The sequence below is a fragment of the Candidatus Enterococcus testudinis genome, from assembly GCF_002140915.1.
Taxonomy (GTDB): Bacteria; Bacillota; Bacilli; order Lactobacillales; family Enterococcaceae; genus Enterococcus_D; species Enterococcus_D testudinis.
The window spans coordinates 1,896,054-1,908,682 of sequence record NZ_NGKU01000001.1 but is presented as its reverse complement, the minus strand read 5'-3'; the positions used below and the strand labels follow the sequence as shown (position 1 = coordinate 1,908,682).

18 protein-coding genes are annotated in these 12,629 nt (G+C 37.4%); all 18 read left to right on the top strand.

The annotated features are described in order from the left end of the window. Positions 1-41: 41 nt before the first annotated feature. The 18 genes from A5886_RS09155 to A5886_RS09070 all read left to right on the top strand — a co-directional run bounded on the left by A5886_RS09155 (position 42) and on the right by A5886_RS09070 (position 12,607). Positions 42-764: a hypothetical protein gene (locus A5886_RS09155; protein WP_086274730.1), complete on the top strand. Its 723-nt coding sequence runs from the start codon at positions 42-44 to the stop codon at positions 762-764. Further along, positions 761-967, top strand: a complete 207-nt coding sequence (locus A5886_RS09150; RefSeq protein WP_086274729.1) for a helix-turn-helix domain-containing protein — start codon at positions 761-763, stop codon at positions 965-967. The genes A5886_RS09155 and A5886_RS09150 overlap by 4 nt, the downstream gene beginning before the upstream one ends. A 2-nt stretch (positions 968-969) precedes the next feature. Continuing rightward, positions 970-1,446 (top strand): hypothetical protein, encoded by a 477-nt coding sequence (locus tag A5886_RS09145; protein WP_086274728.1) that lies wholly within the window; start codon positions 970-972, stop codon positions 1,444-1,446. Between the two features lie 97 nt (positions 1,447-1,543). After that, positions 1,544-1,744, top strand: coding sequence for a hypothetical protein (locus tag A5886_RS09140; RefSeq protein WP_086274726.1), 201 nt, complete (start codon positions 1,544-1,546; stop codon positions 1,742-1,744). Between the two features lie 43 nt (positions 1,745-1,787). Continuing rightward, on the top strand, positions 1,788-2,003 hold the full coding sequence (locus tag A5886_RS09135; protein ID WP_086274724.1) for a hypothetical protein: 216 nt from the start codon (positions 1,788-1,790) through the stop codon (positions 2,001-2,003). A gap of 34 nt (positions 2,004-2,037) precedes the next feature. Beyond that, positions 2,038-2,253 (top strand): hypothetical protein, encoded by a 216-nt coding sequence (locus tag A5886_RS09130; RefSeq protein WP_086274723.1) that lies wholly within the window; start codon positions 2,038-2,040, stop codon positions 2,251-2,253. A 33-nt stretch (positions 2,254-2,286) separates the two neighbouring features. After that, positions 2,287-2,469, top strand: coding sequence for a hypothetical protein (locus A5886_RS09125; RefSeq protein ID WP_086274720.1), 183 nt, complete (start codon positions 2,287-2,289; stop codon positions 2,467-2,469). 63 nt (positions 2,470-2,532) lie between these two features. Continuing rightward, positions 2,533-3,012, top strand: coding sequence for a sigma-70 RNA polymerase sigma factor region 4 domain-containing protein (locus tag A5886_RS09120; protein ID WP_086274718.1), 480 nt, complete (start codon positions 2,533-2,535; stop codon positions 3,010-3,012). 300 nt (positions 3,013-3,312) lie between these two features. Further along, positions 3,313-4,137 (top strand): TIR domain-containing protein, encoded by an 825-nt coding sequence (locus tag A5886_RS09115; RefSeq protein WP_086274716.1) that lies wholly within the window; start codon positions 3,313-3,315, stop codon positions 4,135-4,137. A 90-nt stretch (positions 4,138-4,227) separates the two neighbouring features. Then, positions 4,228-4,749 carry a ParB N-terminal domain-containing protein gene (locus tag A5886_RS09110; RefSeq protein ID WP_086274714.1) on the top strand — a complete coding sequence of 174 codons (522 nt, stop codon included), beginning with the start codon at positions 4,228-4,230 and terminating at the stop codon, positions 4,747-4,749. Between the two features lie 5 nt (positions 4,750-4,754). After that, positions 4,755-5,780, top strand: a complete 1,026-nt coding sequence (locus A5886_RS09105; RefSeq protein ID WP_256926190.1) for a DNA cytosine methyltransferase — start codon at positions 4,755-4,757, stop codon at positions 5,778-5,780. A gap of 153 nt (positions 5,781-5,933) precedes the next feature. After that, the gene (locus A5886_RS09100) at positions 5,934-6,119 is read left to right on the top strand and encodes a hypothetical protein (RefSeq protein WP_086274709.1); all 186 of its coding nucleotides are present in this window, start codon (positions 5,934-5,936) and stop codon (positions 6,117-6,119) included. A 35-nt stretch (positions 6,120-6,154) separates the two neighbouring features. Continuing rightward, the gene (locus tag A5886_RS09095; protein ID WP_086274707.1) at positions 6,155-6,961 is read left to right on the top strand and encodes a hypothetical protein; all 807 of its coding nucleotides are present in this window, start codon (positions 6,155-6,157) and stop codon (positions 6,959-6,961) included. Positions 6,962-7,006: 45 nt separating this feature from the next. Continuing rightward, entirely contained in the window at positions 7,007-7,903 is an 897-nt protein-coding gene (terS, locus tag A5886_RS09090; protein ID WP_086274706.1) for a phage terminase small subunit, read from the top strand. After that, a complete protein-coding gene (locus A5886_RS09085; protein WP_086274703.1) occupies positions 7,878-9,173 on the top strand; it encodes a PBSX family phage terminase large subunit in 1,296 nt (431 codons plus the stop codon). Before terS ends, A5886_RS09085 begins: the two co-directional genes overlap by 26 nt. Before the next feature lie 15 nt (positions 9,174-9,188). After that, positions 9,189-10,733, top strand: coding sequence for a phage portal protein (locus tag A5886_RS09080; protein WP_086274701.1), 1,545 nt, complete (start codon positions 9,189-9,191; stop codon positions 10,731-10,733). A gap of 5 nt (positions 10,734-10,738) precedes the next feature. Beyond that, positions 10,739-12,358, top strand: coding sequence for a phage minor capsid protein (locus A5886_RS09075; protein ID WP_086274699.1), 1,620 nt, complete (start codon positions 10,739-10,741; stop codon positions 12,356-12,358). A gap of 3 nt (positions 12,359-12,361) precedes the next feature. Further along, positions 12,362-12,607, top strand: coding sequence for a nitrogenase subunit molybdenum-iron protein alpha (locus A5886_RS09070; RefSeq protein ID WP_086274697.1), 246 nt, complete (start codon positions 12,362-12,364; stop codon positions 12,605-12,607). The last annotated feature ends 22 nt before the right edge of the window (positions 12,608-12,629 follow it).

Sequence of the window (12,629 nt, the reverse complement as noted above, 5' to 3'; positions counted from 1 at the left end):
TTTTATTTTGATAATATCATAAAAAAGAAAGTAGGAAAAAAATGTCATTAGAATTTCGACCAACAATCAAATCAATCAATATTGCAAGTGAAGATCTAACCAAAATTACTCTTGAAGTGAAAAATGGATCTTTGAACGGGAAATATGACGCTTTACGAGCATTTTCAGGGAAAACAGTAAATATCACAATCGTTCCTGAATATTACCGGTATTCAATTCCTTTTGATAAAAGCACCAATGCACCAACACAAGAGTATGTTGTAAACAACGACGGTACGATTGATTTTGTACAAAAAGAGCAAACACAGCTAGAAGTTGATGATCAAGGAAATATCGATATTGAAAACCGACCATTCGAAGTTACAAAAGAGATTGTTGACGAGTTTATTAGAGCTGCAAAATCTCTTGAATTTCCGGGCAACATCAATCCTAGAAGTCTGCTGATCAGAATCGAAGATGGTGAAGCAATCGAAGAAATTGCCGAAGATTATGAAATGTCAGCAATCACCGTTTTGAATGAACTTGAAAAGGCCCGTGAATACTATGCCCCGTATGCCGCTGCTTGGGATAAAAAGCGGAATGAGGTGATTTTCAAAGAGGCTGCAGAAGATGTCGAGGATCAAGATACTGAATTGGAAGAAAAAAGTATCGAAAATGATGGATTGAGTACTCAATCGAATGAAAATGATACCAAAGAATCAGTTTCTGAAACAGAAGAGGAACAGACAGAAAAACTGGAAGACGAGGAGGAGGATCCTTATTGATACCAGGTAATAATAAAATAATCATTTTGGAAGATGGAAATTTTTATTGGGATGTTGTTAGATTAGACCAAGCAAAAGAGCTTTTCTTAAAAGGTTACAGACCATCTGAGGTCTCACAAATCATGAACGAAAAGCTAATTGATGTTGGCTTGATTTATCTGCACCTACTGCAAACGGATCAAATTAAAAATTTGGAGGTTTGACAATGAGAACAGTAATCCAGGGTAAAGAAGTTTCGGTGACTTTGAAAACTGCAGGCAGAGATTTGACGACACAAGAGATCGTAATGGCTCATCAACTGGCAACAGGAAACTTTGAGGCGTTGTTTGTTGATGACGATTCAGATGACCAGGATAAGACGGATCAGGAACCGGACCAAGATCCAGATGAAGATGATGAAAGGGTTGACTACAATGCAACGAGTAAACCTGCATGGATTGAAAAAGGGGAAACCGTATCAGTGGAAGTTACATGTCCGTTTTGCGGCTATTATGGAAAGGGGCGCACACGGTGGGGAAATTCATTTTCGAAATGTCCAAAATGTAATGAAAAACTCCATAATGCTTTCGCCACGGAGTTAGTTGGTGAAAAAAATTCTTGGGGGTGCGTTTATACCGCTACTGAACCGATGATTTTCAGAAGTGAAGGCGATCCATACCAGGAGATGTTTGGTGATGATTAGATGAATGGTATTTCAGTAATTGCTTTTAGTTTTTGTGTTGTCTTAGTGATGTTGTTGGTAATTATAGTTAAAGGAATAATAGAAGGTGATGATTGAAATGAAATTTAAAGCAAAACCGGAAAAGCCTGTCCAATCATTGAATGAACTTGAAGTTCCAATAGATTCAGAGGGTTATGTACATGGTTGGTATGTCGATGGTTTCATTGTAGGCTCACCTGTTGAGTATACAGATGAATATATAGCATTGGAGTACTGGTGTCCGATTTATGAGGACACGTTGAAACAGGTGGATGATTAATTCTGTAATAGGAAGAGATACACAACTAGGAGGAATACAGAAAATGAAGTCAATTAAAGTTCTTGTAGATATGGACGCAGGAGAAATTTTGTACATGACAAACGATGATAAAAAACTAAAGCAAGCCATGTATCAGCAACTTGTCGATGGCGGTTATGAATTCGAAGACGACATGTACGAATCAAAAAACTGGGGAGAATATGATTTTGAAATTTATGAATACTTTCCTAAAAATGAAGATGACGTGAAACTTAAGTAAGTTAGCGACAGAGATAGCTGAATAGGAGGATTATATGAAAACATTTAATATTAGCTGGGAGAGAAAACAGCAAGTATCTATAGACATCGAAGCTGAAAGCATTGAAGAAGCTTACGATAAATGGTCTAACAGCGAATATGATAGTAAAGCTGATGTGGACGATGAGGATATACTATCTAATTATGTTGACATAGACGGAAATTCTTATTATTTAGATCACTTTGAAAAAGTCAGATTTGGGAGTCAGTAATCCACCAGAATAAAAAATTAGGAGGACTGGTTAGTGAAAAATGAGTTAACAGCGGAAGAGTGGGTACTATTAGCTGATTACATGGATAAAGGGGAAAGGATATTTGATTTTTGGAAAAAGGACAAAAATTTAACCCGAAATACTAAGATTCTAAGAGTAGCGCAAAGGAAATTCTTTCAAGTGGCTTCGGAAAATAGATTGGGCAGAAATCAATAAAAAAGCCACCTCTTGATGAGATGACCTAGACAAAAGTTATTATATCATAAAGGGGTGACGCTTGTGAGATTTCAATGGCTTAAAGATTATCAGGAGCTTGATGATCAAATCATTTATCTAAAGTGGAATCTAAATAAATCTAAGCTTGAACGTGTTAGATGGGTATATGGGGATTTACAAGAAGTAAGATTAGAAAAAAACTCGCGTGCGTCATCTCTTGAGGAAAATATCGAAAAAATTACCAGAGAGATTGAATTGCTGGATGAGCAGCGAACAGAAATGTTAGCAATCATCAACTCATTTAAAGGCTTAGAAAATGATATTGTACGCATGAAGTACATCGAAGGTATGAAGCTAGATGATATTGCAGAAGAAATTGGTTACAGTGCTTCTCATATACGAAAAAAGCATGCTGAGATTCGAGGGAAATTTGATTTTCTTGACGACTATGAATCAAATACATCGAAGAGACAAACTAAAATCAGCGAAATTGATCATTACAATCGGGATCGCAGTGAAGAAGGTCAGATATCGCTATTTTAGCAATGTTCACTAAATGTATGCTCATTGTTGAAATTCAATTGTTGGTTTTAATAGGTTATAGTAATAGCGTAGAAGAAACGGAGAGCCTGTTGTTGGACTGCTCACACTAATCCAAAAACAGAAAGGGGGCTTATCCCCTCATCGCTTAACTTCTTTGATTAAACAAAAAGACAGCACAATTTTTTGAAACGAGGTGATTCTCCTCATTTCGAAATTCGCTAGTGCTGTCTTTTATGTTATTGCTTTCATAGTTTTTTAAAGTTATTATTATTAAAAAAGCAGAAAGTTGAGAGTGATGAGATGAATTTATTTCTGAGTTGGTCCGGGGATAGAAGCAAATATTTAGCCGAGTGTTTTAAAGAATGGTTACCAAACGTTTTACAGTATGTAAACCCTTATATGTCAGCAAAAGACATCGATTTAGGATCTAGATGGTCAAATGACATAGATGAAAATCTTCGTGTTAACGACTTTGGATTGGTGTTTGTGACCGAAGAAAATATTGATGCGCCCTGGATAAATTTTGAAGCTGGAGCATTGTCCAAAAATCTCAAGTCCAGACTGGTACCCATGATTTATGATACTGATGTAACCATTTTGAATACCGGCCCATTAAAACAATTCCAATCAGCGAAAGATTTTAGCGAAGCCTCCTTATTAGATCTCATTCAAAGTATCAATGTTGCATCTGAAGACAATGTTAAATTAAGTCAAGAGAGACTTCAGGCATCTTTTGATAAATGGTGGCCAGATCTAGAAGGGAAACTGAAGAAGGTTCCATCAGTCGAGGAAAAGAATGCTAGTGAAGATGATAAAAACTTCGATACTCAGGCATTAAAAATGATACTAAATAAACTTGATGTGCTTGAGAAAAGAGATATCAAGTCAAAAAAATCTGCTCAAAAACAAATAATTGACTACTCGGATTTGATAGAATTGAGTAACTTAGTAGCAGAAATTAAGCTAAGAACAGAAAATTTATACATCACTAACGATTCAATTAGTAATAATTCCCTTCGAGAAAACAAAAATCTAGCATATGCAAATGATACTTCTCTGATATTAAATATAGATCTTCTCTCAGCCATGGTTAATAGCCTTATGAATAAGTATGAAAGATATTAAAAGACAACATAAAATTCGATTACCAAAAAAATACAATCCCAATATTTAAGTCACTCTTTAAGAGTGGCTTTTTATTTTTAGGAGGAAATTATGAAAATATCAAATATGAAACTCGCTGATCTTAAAGCGGCTGATTACAATCCTAGAGTTGAGTTAAAGCCGGGGATGGAAGAGTACGAGAAATTGAAACAGTCGATCTTAGAATTTGGGTTTGTAGATCCGCCAATCTTTAATGTTCAGACCGGAAATCTTGTGGGAGGGCATCAGCGTATCGCTGTGGCTCGTGATTTGGGCCTGTTTGAGGAGATAGAGGTATCCCTCGTAGATTTAGACCTCGAGAAGGAAAAAGCCCTCAATTTGGCTCTCAATAAGATTTCGGGGAAATGGGATGAAGAAGCGTTGGCCGCTCTTTTGTCAGAACTAGATGCGGATCAAATCATTTTGAGTGGTTTTGATCAGGATGAAGCGAATCAATTGATCAAGTCATTTAACGAGATTCCTGGAGATGAGATTGGAGACTTTAACAATACCGAAATCAATATTGAGGATTTTTCTGAAGAAGAATTTGACTGTCAATGTCCAAAATGCGGCTTCCGATTTGATTTGGAATGAAAAAGATGAGCGAATGGAATTGGTCTTTAGATAAAATAAAAGACGTCAAAAAGAACGACTTCAAGGTTGTCTCTTGCTTTAGCTGTGGGGGCGGATCCACAATGGGATTTAAGCTGGCTGGATACGAGGTAATTGGGAATGTTGAAATCGATCCATCCATGATGAAACTTTATAAACAGAACCATAATCCTAAATATCCCTTTGAAATGCCAATCCAGGAATTTAATAGACTATCGATTTCGAAAATACCGAAAGAGTTTTTCAACATAGATATCTTAGATGGATCACCACCATGCTCCACATTCTCTGTCTCAGGGAAACGAGAACAGAAATGGGGTGGGGCATTTTCATTCCGCGAAGGGCAGGCAAAACAAAGACTCGATGATCTATTCTTTGATTTCATTGAAACGGCTGATAGGCTTCAACCTAAAATTATTGTAGCAGAAAATGTAGTCGGACTCATACTCGGCAAAGCAAGAGGCTATGTATCAGCAATCATAGAAGCATTTGATGAGGTTGGCTATACGACACAACTCTTCAAACTGAATGCTGCTACGATGAGGGTACCACAGAAGAGAGAACGTGTATTCTTCGTTTGCCATCGAAAAGATTTGAGTTATCCCAAACTAAGATTGGAACTTCACGAGCAACCAATCACTTATGGAGCGGTTCGTACTGGAAAAGGTCGACCTATTTCTCAAGAATCTGAAACGTATAAACGCTGGAAGAAGAGACGTCCAAAAGATCGAAACTTCGGAGATATCATGAAAAGAGAAATAGGCAGGGACACAAATTTCAGTACGGTCATATTCAAAGATCAGCTAGTCCCTAATACAATTACAGCCTCATCCATGTATTTGCGAAATGATGTGCCTGAGTTTATCTCCAATGAGGATATCATCAGGATCCAAACATTCCCGTACGATTATGATTTCATGGACCAGAACGTTCAATATGTTTGTGGGATGAGTGTCCCACCAATCATGATGAAGAAAATTGCTGAACAAATTTATTTGCAATGGCTGAAATAAAAAAGAGGCCGGTGCGCTAACACCGACCCTTTCCACGAGGATCTCTCCCTGAAGACACAGAAACCACACGCGCGTGCTTTTACCTCAGTTCTGTGTCTTTTAGCATTCTATCAAATGCGGGGTGCGTATACAATGGGAACACAAGATTGAGAAATGGAATACCTGATCCAAAAGGCTCTGGAAGAGCAAGAGTCCATCGAAGAGTACAAGAAAATAATTCGTGTAGCGTTGGGGAAATGGTTGAACAACTTAAAATCGGGTGAGATAAAGCTGAACTCGATTGGTGACTTGAAAGTATTGATTGAGGCAGATCTTATGTTGAAAGATATTGATAGTTAGTAGATAATTAAATCAAAACTAACGGAGGTAATAAAATGTTACCAGATATTTTTTATGATTCAAATGGTGAGATTGTTTGGTCAGCTATTTCAGCTACTGTTTCAGTTATCTCTGCTGTCCTTGTGTTTGCAGGAGTAATTATGAATATATACACACAAAGGAAAATAGCAAAACAACAAATAGACGCAAATTTAAAAGCAAAAGCAAGAATAGAATGGATCAATGAAGTGCGTCATAAGTCTTCAGATTTAATATCTCTCTTATTATCTTTACAAAAAAAAGAAATTGACTACAATGAACAATGGTTAAAAATAGAAGAAGCTTCAGAATTGTTAAAACTGTACTTTAGTTATAATGATACTGAAGATGTTTTTGATGACGTATCTTTTGGAGATGAAGGTATTACGTTTAGTGAAAAAGCTAAACGTATTATAGAAAAGAATGATGATAACAAAGGAAAAAACAAGTATTTGAGACGTTGTGTTGATGTATTAGTCGATAATTTCAGAAACGATAGTTACAGAAACATTATAGGTAATAAGCGTAGGATTTTAAAAGCTCTGAAAGAAAGGCAATTTCATTTGGAGGATCTTTCTGAAGATATTCCTGATAGAGAAATTGTATTTGAAAATGGATCTACTCTTATGAGGTATAACTCTTTTCCCAAAAAAGGTAGTGAAATTGATTTTAAGGATACAAAAGAGAGAATTGAACATATCAATAAGAATTTGAAGAAAGTAGACAAACTACTTGAAGGATATGATAAATCTATAAATCAGTTCTCGGTTATTATCAGTTTGTATTTAAAGATTGAATGGGATAAAGCGAAGAATGGAGAATGAGAAAACAAAACTCAACCTAAATTGATTGCGAGGTGGTGTGCATGAATGGCTAGAAAAAGGGATCCCAAACGTGACAAAGCGTTTGAGTTGTTTAAAAAATCAAATGGTACAGTCACTAACAGAGAGATCGCTAAACAGTTAGACGTGCCGGAAAAGACGATTTCAGCTTGGAAATCTCGTGATAAGTGGAATGCAGTACTACAAAAAGATGAATGTAGTACTGCAAACGATGATTGTAGTACTACAAATAAAGGTGGCGCACCGACAGGTAATCAAAACGCAAAAGGTAACCGAGGAAACAGTCGGGCGTCGCCGCCTCCGAGAAACAAGAATGCTTTGAAAACAGGAGAATACGAAACGATATTCGAGGATTTTTTATCTGATGAGGAAAGGGAGATTTACTCAGATTTGAGTGAAGATCCTTTTTCTGTTTTATCTGAGGAAATCAAGCTGTTGAAGATTCGACAGCGCCGAATGATGCAGCGCATCAAATCAGCTGAAGAAAATTTAGGTGAAGAAGAAATTGAACGTTTGCAACAGCTGCGAAAAGTCAAAGAACCGACTGTGATCGATGGGAAAGTGGTTACGGTCAAGCGTGAGGCTCTCAGAGACGTCCAAATCACGAGAAAGCAATTCAGAAAGATTGATAACATTCTTGCTATTGAGGAAGCTCTGACACGTATCAGCAATCAGCTGACAAAATCCATCAAGCAACTTAACGAGTTGTCCCTATCCAATGGTCGAGTCTCATTGATGGAAGTACAGAAACAAAAAATGGTCTTTGAGACAGAGATACTTGAACATAAGGCTTCTAAGCTTGTCCTCAAACAAGGTGAACAAAGTAAAGTTCAAGGCCTCATTGATATTGGACAAGCGCTTATTGGTCCAATAGAAGAAGATGAGGAGGTTGATTCCGATGAATCAGTTGAAATTATCGACTAAGCAACAAGAGAATATTTTTCAATCGCTCAAAGGGATTCGGATGGAGTTAAACGAGGGAACCATTCGTTCTGGCAAGACAATGTCAGATGCTCAAAAGATGGCATTGATCTATGCGGGACATCCCGACTCCAACCATCTTGTACTAGCCTATAACCAAGAGCAGGCTTATCGGATGTTTATGGACTGTGAAGGATATGGCCTAGAACATATCTTTGCAGGTTGTGGAGAAATCAGACACGATGATCATGGTGATCATTTGTGGCTAAATTTACCACACGGCGAAAAGCGCATATATTATAAAGGTGGAGGAAAGGTCAATGCTGTCGGTGCGATCACTGGTATGTCATTTGGAACGGTCACCTTTTTAGAATTCAATCTGCTGAATAAAGCAGTTATCGAAGAGGCGTTCCGAAGAACCAAAGCTTCAAGTTTCAGGTACCATTTAGCTGAACAGAATCCGCCTGCTCCAAATCATCCGAATCTTGAAACACTGAAGCCTTTTGTAGAAACAGAATCGTTTAAATTTCGTCATTGGCGGCCACACGACAATCCGATTCTAACTGATCAGGCTTTAAAGGAATGGGAAGCAGAATGCAAAGTCTCTGACTATTTTTATAAACGCGACTGGTTAGGTGTTCGAGTGATGCCGAAGGGCGTAATCTATTCGATGTTTAATGAAGACCATCATATGACTAAAAAAATAGTAGGCGAACCAAGAGAAGTATTTTTTAGCGCTGATGGCGGACAAAGCGATGCTACTAGCTGTTCATTAAATTTGGTGACTTGGAAAGATGGGGCGTTCTATTTATATAGAATGGCAAACTACTATCACAGCGGAGCTGAGACAAGAGTTACAAAAGCTATGAGCGAATATGCCAAAGAAATCAAGCAGTTTAAAGAATGGTGTTATAGAACTTGGTCGTGGCTTCCGAAACATTCAAATTTTTTTGTGGATCCAGCATGTAAATCACTTCGAGAAGAACTGCGCATTGTCGGCATTACGACATCTAAAGCAGATAATAACTCAAAAGATAAATTATCTAGTAATGGAACTAAAATTGAAATAGGGATTGAACGGATGCAAAGCGCCTTTTCACAGGGTCGCTTTTTTTTGTATGATCATGAGTTTGAATATGACCATTATCACTACGTAAAAGAGTTGGGAATGTACGTTCGGAATGATAACGGATATCCTGTTGACAAAAACAATCACTCGCTGGATGAGTGTCGATATTCGATCAACTACTTTACTAAGAAATACGTGCTTTAGCTAGGAGGTGTAGAGGTGTCGCTAATACAAAGGATTAGACAATATTTTAGAAAGGGGGCGGTGACTATAGGAGCAAAGAAAGAGTTGCAGACTGTGCTTGACCATCCAAAGATTGGCATGGACCGCGCAGAGTATGCTCGTATCCAGAATAGTTTAATTTACTATAAAGGCTATGTAAATTGTAATTCTGATAAACAGTCGAAGGCTAATGTGAATATGGCTAAAAAGGTGGCGCAGGAATACGCTAAAGTGATGTTTAATGAACAAGCTGAAATTACTATCGGAAAAGAATCCGATAAAAAAAGAAACAAAAATAGCGGTATGAACGAATGGATTGAATCGGTCTTTCAGCACAATGATTTCAAGAAAAATTTAAGCAGATATTTAGAGCCAGCGATGGCATTGGGCGGATTGGCTGTCAGACCTTATGTTAATACGGATAAGAATATGATTGAGTTTTCTTGGGCGTTAGCTGATGCTTTTTATCCACTAGAAAGCAATACTAATAAAATCAGCGGGTGCGCCATTCCTTTCAAAACTATTCGGCAAGAGGGAAAAAAGACGTATTACTATACCCTTCTTGAAATTCATGAATGGATCGATGGGGAATACTGGATATTCAATGAATTGTATGAAAGTGAAAAACAGAATGTACTAGGGATCCAAGTGAGTCTCAAAACTTTGCAACAGTACGAAAATTTGGAACCTTCGTGTCATGGAATCGGTATCGAAAGACCGATATTCGCTTATTTTCGAACAGCTGGTTTTAATAATATTAATCCTCATTCACCGCTTGGAGTCGGTGTTTTTGACAACTGCAAGAGAACGCTTGATCGATTGAATAAAGCATTAGATGCTTTTGACCATGAAATCGATGCAGGGAGAAGGCGAGGAGCGTTTCCGGAATCAATGATGCGAGGTGTAGCTGACAAAGAAACAGGACAAATCAATTTAACGTATGATCCTGACGATGATTATTATGTGATCGTACCTGGTACGGATCCCGATCAATTCAAAGTGACAGATTTAACGAAAGATATTCGAACGGAACAGTATATCGGGGCGGTCAATCATAGGTTGCGGCTATTAGAAATGGAAGTAGGTTTATCAACAGGAACCTTCATTTTTGATGGTCAAGGCGTTAAATCTACCAATAAAACTGCTACTGAGGTAGCTAGTGAGAACTCACAAACCTATCAATCTAGAAATCAGCAAATCACTCAGCTAGAAGAATTTATTCGCGATGTAATTTTGGCCGTATGCGAATTGGGTCAATCTTCATTAGCAGGTGAAAAAGCTCTATTTAACGGTGAATCACCTAATAAAGAAGAAATCGGTATCAGTTTTGACGATGGAATCTTTTTGAATAAGGAATCTGAAGCAGAGTATTATACAGATCTTTATGATTCCGGTCTAATACCTGGTTGGATGGCCATATCAAAAATAATGAACATTCCTGAAGAAACTGCTAAAACTGTTTATCATGAAGCGCAACTCGGTGAGGTTGAAAAAACAACGGGAAATATGCCGAATTCTGGGATTGATGATTTTGAGGAGTGAATTAGATGTCAATAACTCCGAAACAATTAGATATACAAGCTGCATACATCCAAGATGCTTATATGGCCTTGGAAGATGAACTAATCAAGATGTTGATCAGACAGTTGAATGCGCCGACTAGAACACTATTGACCAAAAGCACTCAGCTACGATGGAAACTAGAGAAGATGAATCAGCTGAATATGCTGAATGATAAAACAATAACTGAGATTGTCGAACAGACGAGTTCCTATTCATATGAACAAATGAGAAAATTGGTTATCGATATGGGCTTCGAGGTTGTGAAAGATTTTGATGGCCAAGTATACAAACAAACGGGCAGTGTTTTAGTTAACGGTATGGAAGATACTCTAGAATCTATTTTCAATCAACAATGGCTTGAAATTGATAATCATGTAAATCAAACTTTAATAAATACAAATTATCCTAACAACCCATTATCGAAAGCGTATCAGCAAGTCTTAAATGACATTGTTGCAAAGGTCACTACAGGACTGATCACGCCTGAAGAAGCTTTCCGAAAAGGGATATATGAATGGGTAGATAGAGGTATAATGTCCTCGTTTATCGACAAAGGTGGTCGTGAGTGGTCTTTAGAAAGGTACGTCAGAATGGTGCTGCGTACTACGACACACAGGACGTTCAATGATTTAAGGCTGAAAAGAGGCCTTGAACACGGTATTGTTACGGCAATTATGAGTGAGCATCCAGCAGCTAGACCTGCATGCGCTCATATACAAGGTGGATGGGTCCTTTTAGTACCAACAGCAGAAGCGCCTGCTGAATTACAACACATAAAATCAATACACGATCATGGATACGGCACTCCATCAGGAACGCAAGGGATTAACTGCATGCATCGTTTGTATATCCAAATCTATGATCCAATGATCGTAATTGAAAAAAAGTACAACGCTAAAGAAGCGATTGATAATGCAGAAATTGTTGCGAAGCAAAGAAAGATGGAAGTTGCGATTAGAAATGCTAAGAAACGCTTAAACGCTGCTAAAGAACTTGGAGATAAAGAAGGAGAACTGTATTTTTCAAAACTTGTTCGAAAACGTCAAGCATCTTTACGGGAATACATAGCTGAGCATAAGACGCTGCTTCACAGAGATTATTCTAGGGAGCAAGTTTATTCGCCTGTTTCAGGATCAGATAAAGCGCATTGGCAAAATATAATCGATCAGGATAAATCTGAGTATAAAAGAGTTGCAGAATTAAATGCTTCTAATCTACCTAATTCGTTGGAAGACTTTCGAAGAATAAAGTATAATGAAAGTGAAGAATTCGCTCGATTAGAGAGAAGAACTAGGACATTAGGAGAGATTGAATCGAAGTCTTGGTCACTTGAGTTTAAGAATAAAACGCGTGAGGCATATGATGAATTCCTGAAACAAGGATTTGAATTTTCAAGTCATGCGTTGAGCCGATTTGTTCAAAGATCGGATATCACTGTTGAGTATGCAAGTGTTATATTAAATAAAAGGCCCAATTATGTACAAGCTGATGGGCGCAAGGTTTGGTACTTTGATGGAAATACGTTTATCTTAAATGATACTGAAACGGAAGTTGTGACTTATGTTTTTAGAAAAAATCCTAAAGCAGATTGGAAGGAGTTGTGATGAATGAATAATTTTTTCAAATATATTGAAAAGGGCCTTTCCGGTGAAATTGACTTTTTTAAATTTTCTATAGATTTGGAACATTATTTAGTTGATCACTACGAGGAAATGTGCTCTGAAAATAAGGAAGCTACATTGTACCTGAACGATATACTTCCTGAAGAGACTGAGAAAATTGAACCGGGAATGAACCCAAGTAATTTTTATGAACAAGTAAAAAAAATTGTAGAGAAATCGAAAACACTTTAATTAGCACTCACTAACTCGTGTT